The organism is Streptococcus agalactiae (assembly GCF_949788565.1).
In the GTDB taxonomy this organism is placed as follows: domain Bacteria; phylum Bacillota; class Bacilli; order Lactobacillales; family Streptococcaceae; genus Streptococcus; species Streptococcus agalactiae.
On record NZ_OX460931.1, the window covers coordinates 1321862 to 1343338 of the forward strand.

Sequence of the window (21477 nt, forward strand, 5' to 3'; positions counted from 1 at the left end):
CTTCTACTTTTCTCATTGCAACTAGTATATCATGACTAATTCTTCATGTCAATTATTTTTTCTGCTTTTTCTTGGATAAAAGTTACAACACCTTCAATTGATACTCCTGTAGTATCAAATTCAATAGCATCTTCTGCTGCCTTTAATGGTGAAACTTCTCGATGGCTATCTTTATAATCACGAGCAGCAATTTCTGATTTCAGTGTTTCAAAATCACTCTCAATGCCTTTTTCTTGATTTTCTTTAAAGCGACGCTCAGCTCTTTCATCAACAGAAGCCACTAAAAAAATCTTTAATTCTGCATCTGGCAAAACAACTGTTCCTATGTCACGACCATCCATTATAATAGCACCATCTTTGGCTATACGACGCTGCTGGTTTACTAACTCTTCTCGAATCTCTGGGATAGCAGAAACCCACGAGACATTGTTAGTAACATCGTTTTGACGGATAGCTAAAGTAACTTCTTCTGTGCCAAGAAAGACTGTCTGGCTGCCATCTTCTGCTTTACCAAAAGAAATTGGTCTTTCAGCTAGGAGTCCTAGAATTTTCGAAACATCTTGTGCTTCATATCCATGCTGTAAAGCCAGATAAGTAGCACAACGATACATAGCACCTGTATCAAGGTAAGTGTAATTCAAATTTTTAGCAATAATCTTAGCGACAGTACTTTTTCCACTTGATGCTGGTCCATCAATAGCAATATTAATTGAGTTCATAATCCTCCCCTTAATTTACAACCACAGGATCGCCTGGATTAGCATACCAATACCCTGAGGTCATATGACCGGGATTAAGTTCTTGTAAACGAGCAACTGAGATACCTGCACGAGCAGCTATGGAGGCTGCTCCCTCACCTGGTTGAACTACGATTGTTCCACCGTTTACTGAAGATGATGTCGATGTCTCACTCGAACTTGCTACTGTACTAGAAGATGTTGTTGATTTATCACTAGTTTTAGTTTTTGATGATGACGTTGTTTTCTTACTTGTAGATGCTTTTTTCGTTTTAGAACTATTAACTTTTTGACTTGAAGCACCATAAAAACCAGAAGTTTCTTTTGCTCTGTCTTCTCCTCTATTTGAAGTATAAAATACTATAAATAAAATAGCAACGACAATAACAAAGAATGCACTCAAGAAAGCGGTAATCCAAGGAGTACTTGACACCACACCTCTACTCGTTCTTGTAATTTTGTCTTTTCTATGACTATTGTTTTCCACAACTTTTTTTTCCCATGGTTTTTTCGCCATGACTTCCCCCTTGTTAATCGTATCAATAAGTATTACAATAATACTATGAAAGTTGCACTAATTCCAGAAAAATGTATTGCCTGTGGGCTTTGCCAAACATATTCAAATATTTTTGATTATCAAGATGATGGTATCGTTAAATTTTCCGATACAGATAACCTAGAAAAAGAGGTTCCAAATTCTGATCAAGATACTGTTTTAGCAGTTAAATCATGTCCCACCAAAGCTCTTACGATTTTGTAAGAGCTTTTTTATCGTAGCGATAACATTCAAAATAATCCATTTTAATCAAATTATCGAGAAGCTCCACTTCTCCCTTAAATTTAGGTTCAATAGCTAGTGCATCTAAAAAATATTTTTTAGGCCATTTTCGCATGTAAAAAATCCGCTCATGGTTATTATTAAATTTGATAGTGACACTTGATTTAGTGACCTCAATTTTAGCAATATCTTCAATTGGAAACTTAGATCGTCTTAAAAAGTTAAAAGATACAATCCTAAGATATCCATCTTCTTCAATAACAAAATAGCGATGAAATCCAATGCCCACTAAAACAATAAAGATGGCAAATAGAACAAATACCTGACTCGGAATCTCAGTTCTTTCATATAGCAGAGATAAACCAATAAAAATTGGTGCAATGGCTATTGACCAATAAATAATAGCCCAAGAAAGTTCAGGTTGCCAGTGATAACGTATCTTCCCAAATAATTTTATCATTTAACCACTCCAATCTGATATTTCTTTACTAATCCTTAGCAACGATGCCTAAAATAACATCAACTGCTTTTTCCATTGTTTGTAGACTAACGAATTCAAAGCGTCCATGCATGTTTTCACCACCTGCAAAAAGATTAGGAGTAGGGATTCCCATAAAGGAAATTTTAGAGCCATCTGTACCACCACGAATCGGTTCTATGATTGGCTTGATGTCTAACTCTTCCATTACTTCTTTAGCAATGTTGATAGGTGTCATGTCTTTTTCAATAACTTTCTTCATGTTGTAATATTGATCGTATAGTTTAACCTTTACACGTTCAGATTGTAATGCTTCATTCATATTATCAGCGATATCTTGAGCCAATTGCTTACGTTTTAAGAAATTAACTTCCTCAAAATCTCGAATGATATATGAACTTTTAGCTTGATCAACTGTTCCACTTAAATCATATAAGTGATAAAATCCTTGATAGCCATCTGTTTGTTCAGGACGTTCATTTTCTGGTAATTGACTATGAAAATCCATAGCAAGCTGTAAAGCATTAATCATTTGATTTTTTGCAGTTCCAGGGTGAACGTTTCGTCCTTCAAATGTAAGCTCCAAACCAGCTGCACTAAAGGTTTCATACTGTAATTCTCCTAGTGGTCCACCATCCACTGTATAGGCAAAATCAACATCAAAATCTTTAACATCAAATTTATCTGCACCTATACCAATTTCTTCATCTGGTCCAAAGCCAACTCTAATTTCACAATGCTCAATTTCTGGATGCGAAGCCAAATATTCCATAGCTGTCATGATTTCTGCTATACCAGACTTATCGTCTGCTCCCAGTAAGGTTTTACCATCTGTTGTAATCAATGTTTGCCCATGGTAATTATTTAAATTTGGAAAATCTTTTGGACTTAAAATGTAACCTGAGTCTCCAAGTTCAATATCTCCACCTTTATAGTCAACAATTTGTGGAGTAATATTTTCAGCATTGAAATCAGCTGTATCCATATGGGATATAAAACCTATTTTATGGCGTAAGCGGTCGCTTGTAGCAGGTAAGGTTCCAACCAAATACCCATTAGAAGGTAAATAATGAACATCTTTTAAACCAATTGCTTCCATTTCTGGTTTTAAAACTGTTAAAGCAAAGTCAACTTGACTTTGAGTTGTTGGCGTTTGTGTACTATTAGGATTACTTCTTGTATTTATTTTGACGTATGTTAAAAATCGTTCTAAAAGCTTTTCGTAAGACATCTTTCACCTCATATTTCTCCATTTAATTATAACATAAAAATAAGCTCACTATATTGTGACTACCTTAAAATTTCACAAATAATTTTGGTCGTCAAAAAACTAGGTTAAACAATTCTGTCTAACCTAGTTTTTCATTAGTTAAGGTGCAACTTTCGGCGTAAGTCTTGAGCACGGCTACCAATCATCTTATCAAGTAGATGGGTGGCCAGTGCCATAAAGACATATACCCCTAAACCTATTGCACCGATAACGATAATGTAAACTAGACTTACCAGTCTACTATCGGGTACAATAACCAGGTTCATTAACCATATTATCATAGAAATAATAAAGCTCATTAATAGCGTTAGAATAAGGACTAAAGCACTTGTACGACGAATAGCTTGGCGTTTAAATCCTGTAATTTCATGTATTTTCAAATACATAAGAATTACTGGGATACAAAGAGCTACTGTCGTTGAGAAAAGTGGTCCATAGGCATGGAAAAGGAAAATGGAGGGAACTTGTAAAATAACTTTTGCCACCAGACCATATAGGAAGTAAATAATAGCTTTACGATTTTCAAACAATGCTTGTAGCATTGGTGCTAAAACAGTATAAATAGATAAAATAATTGTTTGAATAAGAGATATGACAAAAAGCCCTAAAGCCTGTCCCTGCGGTAACCCATAAAAGACTGTATACAAAGGTTTTGCTAAAATAACGGATCCTGCAACAGCTGGCAGTAAAAACATTAGTAACATTTGTAAATTATTAACAACCAAACGAGCGGCGGCTTTTTTATCATTCTTAACAAAATTCTCTGTTAACAATGGAATACCAACTCCAGCAATTGCGGTAGCAACAGCAATTAGAATCATCGTAACTTTACCAGGGTTGCTTGAAAAGTAAGCAAACATAACCCGTAATTCTTCACTTGAATAATTCGTAAAGAGCGCCATCGTATTCCCAAATGAAAACTGATCAATCAATTTGAAAATTTGAATTGCTGCACCAGTAATAATAAAAGGGATTGCTTCCTTAACAGTCTCAATTAGTATTTCTTTAGTATCTAATTTAATGTGCTCTGGAGTTTTACCAATCAAGGCAGATAGCATATTATAACGCCATAAGAAATAAAGCAGCACAGCTATACTAGCAAACATACCGACAAAGGCGGCGAATGTTGACTGTGTCACAGCGGCAATATAATCTCCTGATCCTAGACGCATAATATAGAAAGCAGTTAATAACATCCATATGACACGTATAATCTGCTCAGCGACTTGACTAATGGCATACGGTTTTAAATTATTAAAACCTTGAAAAAAACCACGTAAAACACTCATTGAAGGAAAAACTAAAACAGCTAGAGTTAGACTACGCAATATTGGAACGAGTTCTTGCCCTCCTTTACTAAGTGAAGCAAATAGAGGTGAACCAATATACATAATTAATGCAAAAACTCCACCTAAAATCAGCATAAACTGCAAGATTTTCCGAACCAGATAAATGCTCATCTCTTCTTTACCTAAAGTGTTATACTTAGATACCTGTTTTGCAACTGCTACTGGAATTCCAACAGTTGATATCAAAAGAAATAAAGCATAGATTTCATATCCCATCCCAAATAAAGCATTTGCTTCGGCAGCATGCTTTCCCATCCAAGCATACCAAGGGATAATATAGATGGCTCCCAGCAAGCGACTAATGAAATTCCCTGCTGTTAACCAAGCCGTCCCTTTGACCATTTGTTCTTGCTGACTAACTTTTATTGTTTTTTGTGACATGGTAAACTTTCTATTTTCAATATTATTTAGCATTTAAAAGACAAAAATCTCAGAAATATCACTTTATTATAAACTTTTACCTTAGACTTGTAAAACGAGAACATAAAGTCTAAAATAAGGAGTATGATTACAATAGATAAAATTTTAGAAATTTTAAAAAATGACCATAATTTCAGAGAGATTTTGTTTCATGAGCATTATTATTATAACTGGACACAAAATGTAACTTTTAATGCCTTATCATATGATAGTCGTCAAATTTCATCTGATACTTTATTTTTTGCTAAGGGTGCCACTTTTAAAAAAGAATATCTAGATTCTGCAATCACAGCAGGCCTTTCTTTTTACGTTTCTGAGATAGATTACGGCGCCGATATTCCAGTGATATTAGTCAATGATATCAAAAAAGCCATGAGTTTGATATCTATGTCTTTCTATAATAACCCACAAAACAAACTTAAACTTCTAGCTTTTACCGGAACAAAAGGAAAAACAACTGCGGCTTACTTTGCTTATCATATGTTAAAAGTAAACCATCGTCCTGCTATGCTCTCAACTATGAACACAACATTAGATGGTAAATCTTTCTTTAAATCACATCTCACAACCCCCGAGAGTCTTGATTTATTTCGGATGATGGCTACAGCCGTTGAGAATCAAATGACACACTTAGTTATGGAAGTATCAAGCCAAGCATACCTAACCAAACGTGTTTATGGTTTAACCTTTGACGTTGGCGTTTTCTTAAATATTAGTCCCGATCATATTGGTCCTATCGAGCACCCTACATTCGAAGATTATTTTTTCCACAAACGGCTCTTGATGGAGAATAGCAATGCTGTTGTTGTAAATAGTCAGATGGATCATTTTAATATTGTCAAAGAACAGGTAGAATATATTCCTCATGATTTCTATGGAGATTATTCTGAAAATGTTATCACAGAATCACAGGCCTTTTCTTTCCATGTCAAAGGAAAGTTGGAGAACACCTACGATATCAAGCTGATTGGAAAATTCAATCAAGAAAATGCTATCGCAGCTGGACTTGCTTGTCTTCGACTTGGTGTTTCAATTGAAGATATAAAAAACGGAATTGCACAAACTACCGTCCCTGGCCGCATGGAAGTCCTAACACAAACCAACGGCGCAAAGATTTTCGTTGACTATGCCCACAACGGAGACAGTTTGAAGAAATTATTATCTGTTGTTGAGGAACACCAAAAAGGGGATATTATATTAGTGCTCGGAGCTCCTGGTAATAAAGGTCAAAGCCGTCGTAAAGACTTCGGAGATGTCATTAATCAACATCCTAATCTACAAGTGATACTCACTGCAGATGATCCTAATTTTGAAGATCCCTTAGTTATCTCACAAGAAATAGCAAGCCATATTAATCGTCCGGTTACTATCATCATTGATCGAGAAGAAGCAATTGCTAACGCCAGTACTCTTACTAATTGCAAACTAGATGCAATTATTATCGCTGGTAAAGGAGCAGATGCTTATCAAATTATCAAAGGAAATCGTGACAATTACTCTGGAGATTTAGAAGTTGCGAAAAAATACCTTAAACGATAAAAAAAGCTAAACAATAATGATTATTGATACTATTTTGAATCATTCTAAATAATTATCATTTTGTTCACATTTTTCTTAATTAATGCTAAAAAAGGCTTTTGTAAGCCTTTTTTCTATGTTATAATGAACTTAATTTTTTGCTAGAAAGGTTCTCTATGTCTCACATAAAAGCAGAAAACATTATTGTATCTTACGATCAGAAAGAAATCATCAATAATCTTTCCCTCAGTATACTTAACCAAAAAATAACAACGATTATTGGTGCCAATGGATGTGGAAAGTCTACTCTTTTGAAGGCTCTCACACGCATCCATAAAATAAAAGATGGTACTATCACTATTGATGGTCATGATATTGCACATTTACCCACAAAGGAAATTGCTAAGAAGATTGCACTTCTCCCACAGGTGTTAGAAGCAACTGAAGGGATCACAGTTTATGAACTAATATCTTATGGACGGTTCCCACACCAAAAATACCTTGGCAATTTGACAAATGACGATCGTAGTAAAGTCCATTGGGCGATGGAAATGACTAACGTAGCGCAATTTGCTAATAGAGATGTTGATGACCTTTCAGGAGGTCAGAGGCAAAAAGTATGGATTGCTATGGCTTTAGCACAAGATACAGATACTATCTTTTTAGACGAACCTACAACTTATCTTGACATGAATCATCAATTAGAAGTCTTAGAATTGCTCAAAAAACTTAATAACGAAACGCAAAAAACAATTATTATGGTCCTACACGACCTAAACCTGTCTGCGCGCTATTCTGATTATCTAGTTGCAATGAAAACCGGTAAAATTATCTATGAAGGTAGTCCTAGTCAGATCATGACTAAAGATATTATCAAAGATATTTTTAAGATTGATGCTCATATCATTCAGGACCCTATTAGTAAACAACCTGTTTTGTTATCTTATCAATTATCAACTGATCAAAATTAATATTATTTAGGAGATGTTATCTTATGAAAAAAATTGGAATTATTGTCCTCACACTACTGACCTTCTTTTTGGTATCTTGCGGACAACAAACTAAACAAGAAAGCACTAAAACAACTATTTCTAAAATGCCTAAAATTGAAGGCTTCACCTATTATGGAAAAATTCCTGAAAATCCGAAAAAAGTAATTAATTTTACATATTCTTACACTGGGTATTTATTAAAACTAGGTGTTAATGTTTCAAGTTACAGTTTAGACTTAGAAAAAGATAGCCCCGTTTTTGGTAAGCAACTGAAAGAAGCTAAAAAATTAACTGCTGATGATACAGAAGCTATTGCCGCACAAAAACCTGATTTAATCATGGTTTTTGATCAAGATCCAAACATCAATACTCTGAAAAAAATTGCACCAACTTTAGTTATTAAATATGGTGCACAAAATTATTTAGATATGATGCCAGCTTTGGGGAAAGTATTCGGTAAAGAAAAAGAAGCTAATCAGTGGGTTAGCCAATGGAAAACTAAAACTCTCGCTGCCAAAAAAGATTTACACCATATCTTAAAGCCTAACACTACTTTTACCATTATGGATTTTTATGATAAAAATATCTATTTATATGGTAATAATTTTGGACGCGGTGGAGAACTAATCTATGATTCACTAGGTTATGCTGCCCCAGAAAAAGTCAAAAAAGATGTCTTTAAAAAAGGGTGGTTTACCGTTTCGCAAGAAGCAATCGGTGATTACATTGGAGATTATGCCCTTGTTAATATAAACAAAACGACTAAAAAAGCAGCTTCATCACTTAAAGAAAGTGATGTCTGGAAGAATTTACCAGCTGTCAAAAAAGGGCACATCATAGAAAGTAACTACGACGTGTTTTATTTCTCTGACCCTCTATCTTTAGAAGCTCAATTAAAATCATTTACAAAGGCTATCAAAGAAAATACAAATTAAAAGAAAGCTCCTCTTATGTTTAAAGCTTCAAAAAAACTCGTTCAAAAAAATAAGTCAAATCATTTTTGGCTTGTTTTTTTCATAACACTTATACTATTTCTTATTGGTTGTTACGCCAGCTTACGATTTGGTGCTATCAATTTCAAGACTAGTGATTTAATAACTGTTTTAAAAAATCCCTTAAAAAACTCTAATGCTCAGGATGTTATTTTTGACATTAGACTACCACGCATAGTTGCAGCTATCTTAGTAGGTGCAGCTATGTCACAAGCAGGTGCTATTATGCAGGGGGTCACTCGAAACGCCATTGCTGATCCTGGACTACTAGGTATTAACGCCGGAGCTGGGTTAGCCCTTGTTGTTGCATATGCTTTTTTAGGGAGCATGCACTATAGTACGATTCTCATAGTCTGCTTACTAGGGTCTGTCATTTCTTGTCTTTTAGTCTTCACACTCTCTTATACAAAGCAAAAGGGTTACCACCAACTACGACTCATTTTAGCCGGAGCGATGATCTCCACACTTTTTACGTCTGTTGGACAAGTGGTTACATTATACTTTAAACTCAATCGAACTGTTATCGGTTGGCAAGCAGGTGGTTTATCCCAAATTAACTGGAAAATGCTAATCATAATAGCACCTATCATTATTTTAGGTTTACTTATTTCACAACTCCTAGCACATCAATTAACTATCTTGAGCCTTAATGAATCTGTGGCCAAAGCATTGGGACAAAAAACTCAATTAATGACTGCGTTTCTATTACTTATTGTTTTGTTTTTATCAGCTTCATCAGTCGCTTTGATAGGAACCGTTTCTTTCATTGGATTGATTATTCCACATTTTATTAAGCTTTTTATTCCCAAAGATTATCGTCTGTTATTACCTTTAATAGGATTTTCAGGGGCTACTTTCATGATCTGGGTAGACTTATCATCTCGTATTATAAATCCCCCTTCAGAGACACCAATTAGTTCTATAATCAGTATCGTAGGGCTTCCATGTTTCCTATGGTTAATTAGAAAAGGGAAAAATCTATGATTCAAAAAAATAAAGCTCCTTTTGTTTTAATATCATCTGTCATTATCCTACTATTATTAATACTAGTATCAATTTCACTTGGCTATGCTAATACTTCCGTTATTGACGTTTTAAAACTAATAAGTGGAAAATCTGATGATGCCTTCCTTTTTATCATTACTAACATTCGTTTACCTCGTATTATTGTCTGTATCTTTGGGGGAGCTTCTTTAGGAATTGCTGGGTTGCTATTACAGACGTTAACCAAAAATCCACTAGCTGATTCCGGTATTCTTGGTATCAATGCTGGAGCTGGATTAGTAATCGCTCTAACCATAGGAACATTTAATGTTAGCAATCCAACTATATTATACTTTTTACCCCTATTTGCTATGTTTGGAGGGTTGGTAACTATTTTTCTTGTCTATCTTATGTCATACAGAAGAAATCACAATATTAGCCCTACACGATTAATCGTCACTGGTATCGGAATATCTACAATGATTTCAGGCGTTATGATTTCTATTATTAGTCAGTCTAATAATCAAAAAATGGATATGATCGTTGAATGGCTTAGTGGAAAAATTACAATTAGTTCCTGGACTACCATTATCACTTTTATCCCGATTCTCATTTTGTTATGGGGATTAGCATATAGTCGCAGTCGCCACCTTAATATTATGAACCTAAACGAGCAGACTGCTCTCGCTCTAGGACTTCATTTAAAAAAGGAAAGAATATATACTTTGATGCTGGCAAGTAGCCTCGCTGCTATTAGCGTCGTCTTAATTGGTAATATTACTTTTATAGGCTTACTCGCTGGGCACTTAAGTAGACGACTATTAGGAAATAACCATAAAATTATACTACCTAGCTGTCTTCTTATTGGTGCTATTATCCTATTGGTATCAGATACTATAGGTCGTATCCTCTTAGTTGGTACAGGTATTCCCACTGGATTGGTTGTATCAATAATTGGTGCCCCCTATTTTCTCTGGTTGATGACAAAAGTTGACTAAAAAAGACTGGACAAACTTCCAGTCTTTTTTATGTTAAGTAAATCTTTAAAGCTTCAACATCAAGTTTAGCATTTAAACGATAGGTAGTATCTTGGTTTAAGCTAATATATCCAAGTAATTCTAAAGCTTGGATAAAAATATCTGTACGTTTTTGCTTAACACTATCCTTGCGAAGAAATTTCAATATAAAGCTTGACATATATTTTAAAGCATATTCCGAATTAACATCTCCTAAAAGTTGATAAAGCTTTTTTTGTTCTCTTGAAAGTGGATAACCGTTAGTTAGTTTATAGAAATAATTAGAAAGAGTCAAAGTGTTTCTTTCAAAATCTGTCTCTTCTACAAATACCAAGTGATTGGTTGGGTTATCTAAATTTGTCACAAATTTTCGCTTCTGTAATAACTGATAGATTTGACTATCAGAATCTATGAAAACCAAATCATCTAATACTAATCCATCTAGCGAACTCAGAAAAGGAAGATTAAGGCTGTAGCGTTTATTTTGGCGAAGGATATATCCATGATTAATATATTCTTCTAACAAACGGTCAATTTTAGAATAGTCTGTAAAGTGGGACTTTATTTGTCTTAGTGTTACATCATCATGTATCCAAAGATAGTTAATAAGCTCCTTAAAAAACTCTTGTCTTTCTAACTTTCCTGGATTAAACGTTAATATCATAAAAGCGCTCCTAAATGTATGACTAAAAAAACGGGACGTAGCCCGTTTTACATGATTAATTAAGCATTGTAGCTTTCTGTCAATTGAGGAACAACTTGTTTTTTGCGTGATACTGCCCCAGCAAGAAAAGCGTGGTTATTTTCAAGTGTAAATTCAAAAGCTGCTTCAACTTTAGCCATATTTGAACCGAGAGCTAAAATCTCTGAATTTGAATTAACAATGTCAGTAATCATCAATACAAAATCAGAATAACCTTCTGTGACAATTGCTTCTTGAATAGCAACTTCAATCTCTTCTTGACGTGCTAAAATATCGTTAATGTCCACAGTATTAACTTGTGCAACACGAACAGCTTCTCCATTTAATTCAAATGTTTTAGCATCAATATCAATCAACTCCGCTGCAGTCTTACTTGAGAGGTTAGTACCTGCTTTAAGCATTTCTAAACCATATTCTTCTAAGTTTACACCTGCAAGCTCTGCTAGTTCTTTTGCAACTGGAATATCTGAAGCATGAGTTGTTGGTGATTTCAAAAGAAGAGTATCTGAAATCAAACCTGATAATAATAAACCAGCCAACTCTTTGGGTACTGATACTCCATTTTCCTTAAACATACGGTAAACAATCGATGATGCTGAGCCAACTGGTTCCAAACGCATATATAACGGATTGGCAGTCTCAAAGTTAGCAACACGATGATGATCAACAACGCCATAAACTGTCACATCTTTAATATCAGAAATAGATTGTTGGAATTCGTTATGGTCAGTTAAAATGACTGTCTCTACACCCTCTGCTTTTGCAGATTCTACTACTCGAGGTGCTTGAACACCAAAATAATCTAAAACATATGCTGTTTCTTCATTTGGAGTTCCTAAAGCAACGGCCTCTGTGTCAAGCCCCCAAGCTTCTTTAGCTAGATATGCAAAAGCAACTGATGATCCAATAGCATCTGAATCTGGATTTTGGTGACCAAAGACTAAAATTTTAGACATGTTTTTACCTCTTCTTTTATATTCACCTTATTGTAGCAAAAATTGAATAACTTAGCAAAAAATCTTACTAGGAAGCCCTTTGCAACTAAAAAAGTTGAATAAAATTCAACTTAAAACTAATTTTGAATCCTTTTTAGATATTCTGTATAGGATTCTGTTTTCATGATATCTTTAGCGTTTTTAACACGTTCTGGAGTTGGTGGTTTCACACCAGCTAATGGATACGGAATTCCTAATTCACGCCATTTGAACTCTCCCATAGTATGATAAGGCAATACTTCAAATTTATCGACATTATCAAGTGTTTGGACAAATTCACCCAAACGTTTTAAATGGTCATCAATATCAGTCAATCCAGGAACTAAAACATGACGAATCCATACCGGAGTACCTCTATCAGATAAGTATCTAGCAAACTGTAAAATATTTTTGTTAGACTGACGAGTTACAATTTTATGTTGTTCTGGATCAATTTCTTTTAAGTCAAGGAGTACCAAATCAGTAACATCTAACAATTTTTCAAGGATAGCATGGTATTCTGGTGTTGCTCGATAAGCAAAACCACAAGTATCTAGCGTTGTATGAATACCTAGTTTCTTAGCCTCAATAAAGAGGGCTGTAATAAAGTCAATTTGCAGCATTGCTTCACCACCTGAAACTGTGATACCTCCATCTTTTCCCCAAAAATGTTTATAACGAAGAGCTTCTTTTAGAACATCCTCAACGGTACGTTCCTTTGAATTGTTAGTTTCCATTTCCCAAGTATCAGGATTATGACAGTATTGACAACGCATTTTACATCCTTGCATAAAAATGATAAAACGAATACCTGGCCCATCCACAGAGCCGAAACTTTCTGTAGAATGGATCATTCCTGTTACTTTTTTATAGTCTATTTCTGCCATTTCATCACCTTGTAACCGTTTTTATGACTTTATTATATCATTTTCATGAAAAAAAGACTAAGTAATCTTAGTCTTTTTCAATATTCTGTTCTATATCAGACAATAGCACTTTCAATTTTGTTATACGACCATCTTTAACTTTATCATTAATCAAAGTGATGTGTTTATCTTTGCTGTCTACTTCGTAAGCTACTTTTTCCTCTTGGTTTGGAATACTACCCACACCTGTTAAATAATAACCCGCAATTGTATCAACATCATCACTTTCTAACTCTGTCTCAAAATAATCATTAAATTCATTAAGCGTCATAGTTCCTAGAACAATATAGATATTCTCATCGATTTCCCTGACAAATTGTTCAGCTGTATCTGTTTCATCATCAATTTCGCCGACAATTTCTTCCAATAAATCCTCTAGAGTTACTAAACCAGCAACGCCACCATATTCGTCTAGTAAAATGGCCATTTGATTTTGAGTGTTGCGTAATGCTTTTAAAAGGTCATCTACAAAAATCGTTTCTGGAACAAAAAGAGGTTCCTGAAGTATTTTTCGCAAGTCGATAGTATCAAAACCAGTTTTAAAGCCCACTTCCAATAAGCGCTTGGTATGTAAAACACCAACAACTCTATCTTTATCGTCATCATAAACAGGGACACGAGAAAAGTTTTGTGATAAAATTCCTTCAATATTTGATTGTGCATCATTGTTGATGTCAATCATGAAAGCATCAGTGCGCGGAACCATAACTTCACGCGCCATCATTTCATCTAGCGAGAAAATCCCTTGCAGCATCTCAATTTCTTCAGCATCCAAAGTTTCTTCACTATTCGTCAACATATATTCAATTTCATCACGTGTCATCTTCTCGTCAGCATCATCAAAAGTCATCGGAGTGATTCTACTCAATAAGTTAGTTGAAGCTGAAAGCAACCATACAAAGGGGCTTACGATTTTCCCTAGAAAGATAATAATGGGAGCTGAAACAATTGCTAGACGATCTTTCAAATTCATAGCAATACGCTTAGGATATAATTCTCCTAGAACAATAGAGACATATGTTAAAAAGATTAGCGCAATAATACTCCCTGCTGTACGGGCTGTTGCTGAATTTCCTAGCCACCCTGAAATCACATGTCCTAGTGAGGCAGATAAACTAGCCCCTTGCAAAAGGCTAATAAAAGTAATACCAACTTGAATTGTTGATAAAAAATTATTGGGATTTTCAAGAACGTCCAAAAGACGTCGATACCTTTTGTCCCCTTCTTCAGCTTTCTGTTCTACTTTAGAGCGGTTTAGCGATACTAAAGCCATTTCAGATGCTGAAAAGAAGGCGTTAAATAGGGTTAATATTAATAAAATAACAAATTGTAGTAACAAACTCTGACTGCCAGGGTCTTCCATGGAAAATTACTCCTAAATAAAAATTATTTGAATTTAGCTGATAGCGATTAACTCTACCAACTGTTCTTCTATTAGATAATGCTATCATTATATCATATAATAGCACTGAGCGCATAGTCGATAATATTGTTTATGGCATTTTATAGCAATTATCATTTTTGCTAATTGCCTAAAGATAGTTACACCTCATTTTCATATGATTGTAACTTTTCTACCATAATTAAAAAAGGGGGCGTATTAACTTGATTGAGTGGTTGATAAAGCATTGTAGCGAAATTATTCTGTGGTAATTGTTCCACGAATGCTATCACCGCATCTTTCTCACTTTTTCCACCATCATGACCATAATAAACCATAAGCGATAGACGTCCACCTACTTCTAAAATATCTAAAACGTTTTTGATTGCCTTGATAGTTGTGTGAGGTTTTGTAATAACTGTTTTATCCGCTGAGGGTAAGTATCCTAGATTAAATATAGCCGCTCTTAAATGTGTATGAACATACTGTTCCAAATTTTCATGCCCATCCAAGATAAGTTCAGCGTTAGAGATCCCTTGCTCCGTGAGCTTTGCTTTCGTTTTTGCTATTGCTTCTTCTTGAATATCAAATGCATAAACTTTTTTAGAACTTTTCGCTAAAAAAACAGTATCATTCCCATTTCCCATAGTTGCATCAAGCGTTATTGCTTCTTTATCAATAACTTCTGCTAAAAAATCATGAGAAAGATGAATTGGTCTTTTAATCATGTTTTACCTCAACTTTACATCCTTGATATGACTGTCTTTTCTCCATTTCTTTGTCAATAGCATTAAGCACTTCCCATTTATTAAGGCTCCACATCGGTCCAATTAACATATGACGTGGCGCATCACCAGTAATTCGGTGAATAACAATATGTTTTGGAATAATCTCCAGTTGGTCACAAATAATCGAAATATAGTCTTCTTGACTTAACAAACGTAAACGACCTTCATGGTAATCTCTCTGCATTCTTGTATTAGTCATAAGATGCAGAAGGTGTAATTTTATACCCTGAATATCATTATCCGTAACACATCGACGAACATTTTCCACCATCATATCATGTGTCTCCCCTGGGAGACCATTTATTAGGTGAGAAACGATTTCTACTTTAGGAGCTAATTCTCGTATTCTCTTAACAGTTTTTTTGTAAAGGTCATATGAATGTGCTCTATTTATTAATGCAGAAGTTGCTTCATAAGTTGTCTGAAGGCCTAATTCTAAAGTCACATGCATTCTTTCAGAAAGTTCAGCGAGATAGTATATAGTTTCATCAGGTAAGCAATCCGGCCTTGTTCCGATGTTGATCCCGATAACTCCTGGCTCATTAATAGCCTGTTCGTAACGCTCTTTAATTATCTCTAACTTAGCATGGGTATTGGTAAAATTTTGAAAATAGACTAAGTATTTATTAACCTCAGGCCACTTTCTATGCATGAAATCAATTTCTTTATAGAATTGTTCACGAATAGGAGCTTCTGGAGCAACTATAGCATCCCCTGAACCAGAAACTGTGCAAAAAGTGCATCCTCCTCTAGCAACTGTTCCGTCTCTGTTAGGACAGTCAAAACCAGCATCTATAGGTAATTTAAATATTTTTTCTCCAAAGAGTTCTCGATAATAATCATTAATCGCACGATAACGTTTTTTCATAGGATAATTGTATCACAATTTTAACTAAAATAACCTCACTACTACAATAAAACTAAAAAAGATTGGAACGTCAGTTAGTCCCAATCTTTTATTTACTTCACTTTCTTTAACCAATCCTTGGCTAAAAAGATATACGCAGTTAGATTCAAAATACCATAAGCAAGTATAAAACCAGCTAAAACATCTGTCGGAAAATGAACCCCTAGGTAAATACGAGATAACCCAATTAAAAAAATGAGCAAACCCAAAATACCTTGGCACAACAGTTTCCATATACTCTTAGGCATATAGTACTGCAATAAAATAATAATACTCCCAAATATCATAAATGTTCCCATCGAGTGCCCACTGGGAAACGAATAGCCACCTGCAAATACTAAATGGGTTAAAGTTGGTCTCACTCTTTGAAAAATAAGTTTTAAAGAAAGTATACATATACCAGAGATAATAGCATTTACTGCGATAAATCTAGCTTGAGGATACCACTTCTTAAGGTAACAGAAAGTGACGCTCATAATCGCAATAGCTATCTGGCTTACAGTATTACCAACCACAGTGATTAACTTGAAAAATCTTGTAGAAAGATTTGGCAACTGTCCTCTAACACTTTCTTGAATAGTTTGGTCAAATGCGATTACAGTGTCGGGCCAATATTTGATGACCAATCCTAAACTGAAAAATAAGATAATAGCAATAAATGCTTGAATAAGTTTACTATTTTGACGAGATAACATTAGTCTTTTTATATCTTTCTAATATTGGCAAACAAGCCACGTAAGTTAGATAGAAAACAATCGAAATTAAAATTCCCTCAACGATATTAAATGGAATAACCATTGTTAAAAGGTAATTGCCTACACCAATAAATGTTCTGATATCAAAGTTAGCAAATATAGCATACAAAGGAATCGCAAAGACATAGTTGAGAGCTACCATAGATACAGTCAAGCTAACTGTACCAAATAAACTAGCTTTAATAAAATCTTTTGCACTCTCTCTATTTTTCCAGAAAATAGCGAAACTTGCTAAAAATAGAGCTAGAGCAACCATATTCATCGGTAAACCGATAAAGGTTTCTGGACCACGATTAGCAAGTATAACTTTTAAAAGTGATCTTAATAAGAGTACACCATAACTTGATTTCAAATCAAATAAAATAAAAGCAACTAACATCGGAAGGATTGAAAAATCAACCTTTAAAAATTCTGCTCCTGGTATTAATGGAAATGAAACCATCATCAATACAAAAGATAAGGCAGAAAGAATGGCGATTGTCACCATTTTACGTGTATTTGTCATAAAAAAATTCCTCCAATTTAAATAAATTGAAAGAAGCTCCAAAGGTAAGCGTAGGTACGCGAAAAAAACCTTTGTCTTCTCCCATCCAGACTTTACTGTCGGTTGTGGAATCTCACCACATCAGCTTTCGCTCGCGGACTGATGCTTCACAACTGACAAATAAGTTGGAAGCGATTACCGCCGGTCGGGAATTACACCCTGCCCTGAAGACACCTATAGCATAACAAAAAAAACTTGCAATTGCAAGTTTTTTAATCACTAATTAGTAGTAGATTGTATAATATTAATTTTTAACATCAATTAATTGACAGCGCACTAATACTCTAGCTACTCCTGCCTTTGTACAAGTAAACAGGCTTAAGTCCCAATCATTGTCTGATGTGGCAGTTTTATAAACTTTTTCAATCGCTGTTGGTTCAATAATTTCTCTATTACTGATTTTGTAGTGATAGATTTGCCCTGTTGTAGTTGTAAAATAAACATCCGTTCCCATATCTACATTTTTTAAAGCATCAAAATGATAAGGAAAATTATGCGCACAAATCACCATGTTATTAGTTAAATAAGAACCATAATACCTTGTAGGCGTTTTAGACAGTTGTTCAAAACTATAATTAGCAGCTACCGGTAAATGCAGTTTTAAGTTCGGAATATCCAGAGTTCCCAAGTAATCTGTTTTATCCAACTTTTTTACAGGTAATTCTCCATTTTCTGAACCCTTTACTTGATGCGTAATAGATTTATCAAGCGCCTTGACAATATGCTTAGAAGTTAAATCAGCTTGATGCGCCTGATTAATATTATACCAACCCCAATAGATTCCAGAACTTACCAGAATGATTCCAAGTATAGCTAAAAAATTTGCTGAATATCTTCTAATCACGTCTTCTTCTCCATTTTAGGGCTATTATTAAACACAGAAGTCCTGACATAATTAGTATAGGTATTGGCCACCATACTTGTCCAGTAAACGGGAGCTTTCCCTTTGTCTGATGTGCTACTGTAGGAGTAATCGTCTCTTCTTTTTTAGGTTTAGCATTTAAAGGGCTCATTTTCTCAAATGCTGTAATATCGTACTTCCCATCCTTAGGTATTGATAGTATAAAGGGAAACATTAGTTCATAACCTTGAGCTGTTTTAGTCTGAATAAATAGATAAATCCCTTGAGGAAGATTGTTCGCAACAATACCTTCAGCCGGTAAATTATCAAACGTTTGTAAAGGTTGAATTTTATGAACAGCTTTTGTTAGTAGATTGACATATTTGGCTTGGTTACTATCAAGGTTTACTTGTGTTAGATCATCGTCTTTTATCCCAATACCTTGAAATGGGGTAGTCAGAGTAAAAACTTGATTACCATCAACATCTTTAGCTTGTGCTACTTGGTAAACAAGTAAATTACCGCCAGCGATACCTTGATTATTATACTTATTTTGTATAGTAATAGAACCCGTTTTCATCTGATCATTGGTATCAGCAGACACAAGTTGAGTACTTAGACTAAATAATAAGAGAAGAGTTATCTTTAGGATCTTTTTATAAATCATTGTTCTCTTCCTTTCTCATTGCTTGTTTTAAAATTTTCTTACGTTGACGTGCTCTCCTAGTTACTTCTAAAAAGATTAAAAGTAAAATCAAAGTAAGGAAAATAGCGATAAATGGTGCGATATAAATAGGCTCTATTTGTATTGCCTCTGCTACCACCAAAGCGTTACCATTATCGTTTGGTACACGATGTCCTCTCACTAGTAACCGATGGGTATTAACGCCATATGGTGTACACGTCACCAAAGTTTGGTAGTCTTTACCTTTAACAATTTGTAAATCCCTCAAATCATCCGGTTTAACTGTTCTGATTTGATCCACTTGATAAGTATATGTTTCATTTAAGATACTGACTGTCCAGTGGTCTCCAGCTTTTAACTTATTCAAATCAGAAAAAAGCCTTGAAGAGGGTAAACCTCTATGTCCTGATAAAATAGAATGAGTTGAGTCTCCTCCAATTGGAAGACTACTTCCTTCTAAATGACCAATAGAAGTTTGAAGCACTTTTTCACTTGTACCATGATAAAGTGGTAATTTTATGTTTATCTTTGGAATTGAAATATAACCCATATTACCCGTTTTATCTATAGCCAGTTGTGAATTATAATCCAAACGCTCTTGGTCAGTCATGTGCCACTTCATTCCTGAAGTTTTAAATTGCTTATTATATTCTTTGGCTCGGTTAATAATTTTTTTATAATCGTTTTCATCCATATGCGTTACGCGGTCTTGGTAATCCATAATCGCTCGAGATTGGTGAAATGAATTCCAATAATTAGCAAGTGAAGGATAAGCCATTAAGCCTACCCCCACTGCAATTATAGTGACAAGCAAAATGGATACTAAATGTTGTCTTATTTTTTTCATATATTTTAAATCTGTACCACTTTGCTAGCCCATCTTATTAAGAACGTAAACGACGACGAGCAACAAGCACGATACCTGCTCCTATTACTAAAATTGCACCTATAATGTAGAAAATTGTTGTACCAATACCACCTGTTGAAGGCAACTCAGTACCTTTGTTATTTTTTACAGTTGATGTTACTAAAAGAGTATCTTGATTTCCTTCAGCTCCTAGCTTTAATTCAACAGGTGTTTCATCAGTCATTAAATTATAACCTGCAGGAGCCTTCGTTTCAACTAATTTATATGTTCCTGAAGCAAGTCCTAAAATGCTCACTGTACCACTTGAATCAGTTCTGTATGGCGTAGCCTTAGACTGATCAGTTGTCCATTTTACATTCTCACTGTCACTGTAGTCAAGAAATTCTCCCTGAGAGTTTTTCACAATAAAGGTTGCTCCTTCCAAGACCTTATTGCTATCAGCTCCATCTATTTTTTTTATTGTAATTTTACCATCATTTACACTGACTTTTTGACCCGAATCTGAATTTTCTTCATTTGGATTTATTTTAGCAGTATTAGTATTTTCCTCTATAGTGCCAGACCCTGGCGTAGCCTTACTTTTTAATACTCCCGTATAAGTAACTATAATTTTGTTAACTCCTGAATAATAAAAATCATCTTTTCCACCTGTATTACTATCTGAGGATTGAAGTTTTGTAGCCGCCCAAGGAATTGTTAATTTAAAGTTATTATTTAATTCTGAAACAGTATATGTCCCATTTTTATCACTTATTGTACCGTTATCCTTACTAAGAGTTTTTGATACTCCATCTGCACTAGTAACAGTAACAGTATAACTTCCTTCATCTAAATCTACAACATTTTGGGCAGGCATTGTGTCATCTAATACATATTGATAAACCTTACTGCTACCATTATAATTTACTGCATTTTCATAGGTTATTGTATAAGTAACTTTATCACCAACTGAGTAAGAGGTACGATCAACAGTCTTTCCTCCGTTCTGTCCCCAACCTGCAGTCGAATTTTTCTCATGGATAGTGGCATTAGGAGAAACAGATGTTACCATTACCGTAGAACCATTATTTATAGAGCTTTTTATATAATAATAGCCATAATCTAGACCTGAAATTATCTCAGTACCATCAACGCCTGATTCCGTAACTGAATTTCCCGCGGTGATGCTGCTAGAAATTGTTTTGGCCCACGTTGCAATTGCTACATCACTCACTCCTTCTTTTTTACTAACGTATGTACGCCCTCCTGTAGTTGAGGTCGTAAATAAGTCAGTGAAACCTGTGGATGACTGATACATTGTCTCCTTACCTTGTGGAATCATATAAGATACGCCATCTTTGCCAATATCAGTCATTGAGGAATCTGCTACTTCTGCATCAAAAATTTTATATGGGGTATAGGTTGCGCCTTTTTGAGTATCTTGAACTGTAATTGTCCCTGTCTCAGCGGCAAAAGCTATCGGCGTAACTGGTGATACAGCCATACCAAATGCTAAACTCGCCACTAACAGCGATTGAATCATTTTCTTTTTCATTGAAATCTTTCTCCTAAAATCATATTGATGAATGATT

The 21477-nt window shown here is 34.7% G+C and carries 23 protein-coding genes, 1 riboswitch and 1 other annotated feature (1 of these 25 running past the window's edge); of the genes, 6 read left to right on the forward strand and 17 right to left on the reverse strand.

Going from position 1 to position 21477, the window contains the following annotated elements; genetic code table 11:
* Window positions 1-15 (reverse strand) — a sequence feature (ribosomal protein L20 leader region); it reaches 111 nt to the left of the window's first position.
* A 20-nt stretch (window positions 16-35) separates the two neighbouring features.
* On the reverse strand, window positions 36-719 hold the full coding sequence (cmk, locus tag QOR44_RS06810; protein ID WP_001084720.1) for a (d)CMP kinase: 684 nt from the start codon (window positions 717-719) through the stop codon (window positions 36-38).
* Between the two features lie 10 nt (window positions 720-729).
* Window positions 730-1254 carry an SAG1386/EF1546 family surface-associated protein gene (locus QOR44_RS06815; RefSeq protein ID WP_001085534.1) on the reverse strand — a complete coding sequence of 175 codons (525 nt, stop codon included), beginning with the start codon at window positions 1252-1254 and terminating at the stop codon, window positions 730-732.
* A 45-nt stretch (window positions 1255-1299) separates the two neighbouring features.
* Here QOR44_RS06815 and QOR44_RS06820 point away from each other — a divergent pair, with 45 nt between their 5' ends.
* Window positions 1300-1497 carry a ferredoxin gene (locus tag QOR44_RS06820; RefSeq protein WP_000861360.1) on the forward strand — a complete coding sequence of 66 codons (198 nt, stop codon included), beginning with the start codon at window positions 1300-1302 and terminating at the stop codon, window positions 1495-1497.
* Here QOR44_RS06820 and QOR44_RS06825 read toward each other — a convergent pair.
* The 3 genes from QOR44_RS06825 to QOR44_RS06835 all read right to left on the reverse strand — a co-directional run bounded on the left by QOR44_RS06825 (window position 1484) and on the right by QOR44_RS06835 (window position 4993).
* Window positions 1484-1975, reverse strand: a complete 492-nt coding sequence (locus tag QOR44_RS06825) for an EbsA family protein (protein ID WP_000593175.1) — start codon at window positions 1973-1975, stop codon at window positions 1484-1486. The two genes, QOR44_RS06820 and QOR44_RS06825, sit on opposite strands and share 14 nt — an antisense overlap.
* 28 nt (window positions 1976-2003) lie before the next feature.
* The gene (gene pepT, locus QOR44_RS06830; protein WP_000119591.1) at window positions 2004-3224 is read right to left on the reverse strand and encodes a peptidase T; all 1221 of its coding nucleotides are present in this window, start codon (window positions 3222-3224) and stop codon (window positions 2004-2006) included.
* A gap of 134 nt (window positions 3225-3358) precedes the next feature.
* Window positions 3359-4993 carry a putative polysaccharide biosynthesis protein gene (locus QOR44_RS06835; protein ID WP_000078990.1) on the reverse strand — a complete coding sequence of 545 codons (1635 nt, stop codon included), beginning with the start codon at window positions 4991-4993 and terminating at the stop codon, window positions 3359-3361.
* Between the two features lie 123 nt (window positions 4994-5116).
* On the opposite strand from QOR44_RS06835, the gene QOR44_RS06840 reads away from it, so the two are divergent.
* The 5 genes from QOR44_RS06840 to QOR44_RS06860 all read left to right on the forward strand — a co-directional run bounded on the left by QOR44_RS06840 (window position 5117) and on the right by QOR44_RS06860 (window position 10516).
* On the forward strand, window positions 5117-6571 hold the full coding sequence (locus QOR44_RS06840; RefSeq protein ID WP_000628275.1) for a UDP-N-acetylmuramoyl-L-alanyl-D-glutamate--L-lysine ligase: 1455 nt from the start codon (window positions 5117-5119) through the stop codon (window positions 6569-6571).
* A 155-nt stretch (window positions 6572-6726) separates the two neighbouring features.
* Window positions 6727-7521, forward strand: a complete 795-nt coding sequence (locus QOR44_RS06845; RefSeq protein ID WP_000018235.1) for an ABC transporter ATP-binding protein — start codon at window positions 6727-6729, stop codon at window positions 7519-7521.
* 23 nt (window positions 7522-7544) lie between these two features.
* Window positions 7545-8477, forward strand: coding sequence for an ABC transporter substrate-binding protein (locus tag QOR44_RS06850; RefSeq protein ID WP_000719458.1), 933 nt, complete (start codon window positions 7545-7547; stop codon window positions 8475-8477).
* Between the two features lie 15 nt (window positions 8478-8492).
* Window positions 8493-9518: a FecCD family ABC transporter permease gene (locus QOR44_RS06855; RefSeq protein WP_000471523.1), complete on the forward strand. Its 1026-nt coding sequence runs from the start codon at window positions 8493-8495 to the stop codon at window positions 9516-9518.
* Window positions 9515-10516 carry a FecCD family ABC transporter permease gene (locus tag QOR44_RS06860; RefSeq protein WP_000615144.1) on the forward strand — a complete coding sequence of 334 codons (1002 nt, stop codon included), beginning with the start codon at window positions 9515-9517 and terminating at the stop codon, window positions 10514-10516. Before QOR44_RS06855 ends, QOR44_RS06860 begins: the two co-directional genes overlap by 4 nt.
* A gap of 28 nt (window positions 10517-10544) precedes the next feature.
* On the opposite strand, the gene QOR44_RS06865 is transcribed toward QOR44_RS06860, so the two are convergent.
* The 12 genes from QOR44_RS06865 to QOR44_RS06920 all read right to left on the reverse strand — a co-directional run bounded on the left by QOR44_RS06865 (window position 10545) and on the right by QOR44_RS06920 (window position 21440).
* Window positions 10545-11198, reverse strand: coding sequence for a DUF1803 domain-containing protein (locus QOR44_RS06865; RefSeq protein WP_000604061.1), 654 nt, complete (start codon window positions 11196-11198; stop codon window positions 10545-10547).
* A 59-nt stretch (window positions 11199-11257) separates the two neighbouring features.
* Window positions 11258-12193: a manganese-dependent inorganic pyrophosphatase gene (locus QOR44_RS06870; RefSeq protein WP_000036019.1), complete on the reverse strand. Its 936-nt coding sequence runs from the start codon at window positions 12191-12193 to the stop codon at window positions 11258-11260.
* A gap of 116 nt (window positions 12194-12309) precedes the next feature.
* On the reverse strand, window positions 12310-13098 hold the full coding sequence (pflA, locus tag QOR44_RS06875; RefSeq protein ID WP_000807697.1) for a pyruvate formate-lyase-activating protein: 789 nt from the start codon (window positions 13096-13098) through the stop codon (window positions 12310-12312).
* A 67-nt stretch (window positions 13099-13165) separates the two neighbouring features.
* The gene (locus tag QOR44_RS06880; protein WP_000389989.1) at window positions 13166-14500 is read right to left on the reverse strand and encodes a hemolysin family protein; all 1335 of its coding nucleotides are present in this window, start codon (window positions 14498-14500) and stop codon (window positions 13166-13168) included.
* A gap of 179 nt (window positions 14501-14679) precedes the next feature.
* Window positions 14680-15246: a tRNA 5-(aminomethyl)-2-thiouridylate-methyltransferase MnmM gene (gene mnmM, locus QOR44_RS06885; protein ID WP_000596035.1), complete on the reverse strand. Its 567-nt coding sequence runs from the start codon at window positions 15244-15246 to the stop codon at window positions 14680-14682.
* Entirely contained in the window at window positions 15239-16174 is a 936-nt protein-coding gene (mnmL, locus tag QOR44_RS06890; protein WP_000747785.1) for a tRNA modification radical SAM protein MnmL/YtqA, read from the reverse strand. Before mnmL ends, mnmM begins: the two co-directional genes overlap by 8 nt.
* A 92-nt stretch (window positions 16175-16266) precedes the next feature.
* Window positions 16267-16908 (reverse strand): phosphatase PAP2 family protein, encoded by a 642-nt coding sequence (locus QOR44_RS06895; protein ID WP_000952712.1) that lies wholly within the window; start codon window positions 16906-16908, stop codon window positions 16267-16269.
* Complete coding sequence (locus QOR44_RS06900) at window positions 16889-17473, reverse strand: ECF transporter S component (protein ID WP_000185809.1); 585 nt, start codon at window positions 17471-17473, stop codon at window positions 16889-16891. Before QOR44_RS06900 ends, QOR44_RS06895 begins: the two co-directional genes overlap by 20 nt.
* Window positions 17474-17542: 69 nt before the next feature.
* A riboswitch (FMN riboswitch) is annotated at window positions 17543-17688 on the reverse strand.
* Window positions 17689-17756: 68 nt separating this feature from the next.
* Window positions 17757-18356, reverse strand: coding sequence for a sortase (locus QOR44_RS06905; protein ID WP_000621244.1), 600 nt, complete (start codon window positions 18354-18356; stop codon window positions 17757-17759).
* Complete coding sequence (locus QOR44_RS06910) at window positions 18349-19020, reverse strand: isopeptide-forming domain-containing protein (RefSeq protein WP_000639475.1); 672 nt, start codon at window positions 19018-19020, stop codon at window positions 18349-18351. The genes QOR44_RS06905 and QOR44_RS06910 overlap by 8 nt, the downstream gene beginning before the upstream one ends.
* On the reverse strand, window positions 19010-19885 hold the full coding sequence (locus tag QOR44_RS06915) for a class C sortase (protein ID WP_032458724.1): 876 nt from the start codon (window positions 19883-19885) through the stop codon (window positions 19010-19012). Before QOR44_RS06915 ends, QOR44_RS06910 begins: the two co-directional genes overlap by 11 nt.
* A gap of 37 nt (window positions 19886-19922) precedes the next feature.
* Window positions 19923-21440, reverse strand: a complete 1518-nt coding sequence (locus tag QOR44_RS06920; protein ID WP_000728389.1) for a SpaH/EbpB family LPXTG-anchored major pilin — start codon at window positions 21438-21440, stop codon at window positions 19923-19925.
* Window positions 21441-21477 lie beyond the last annotated feature (37 nt).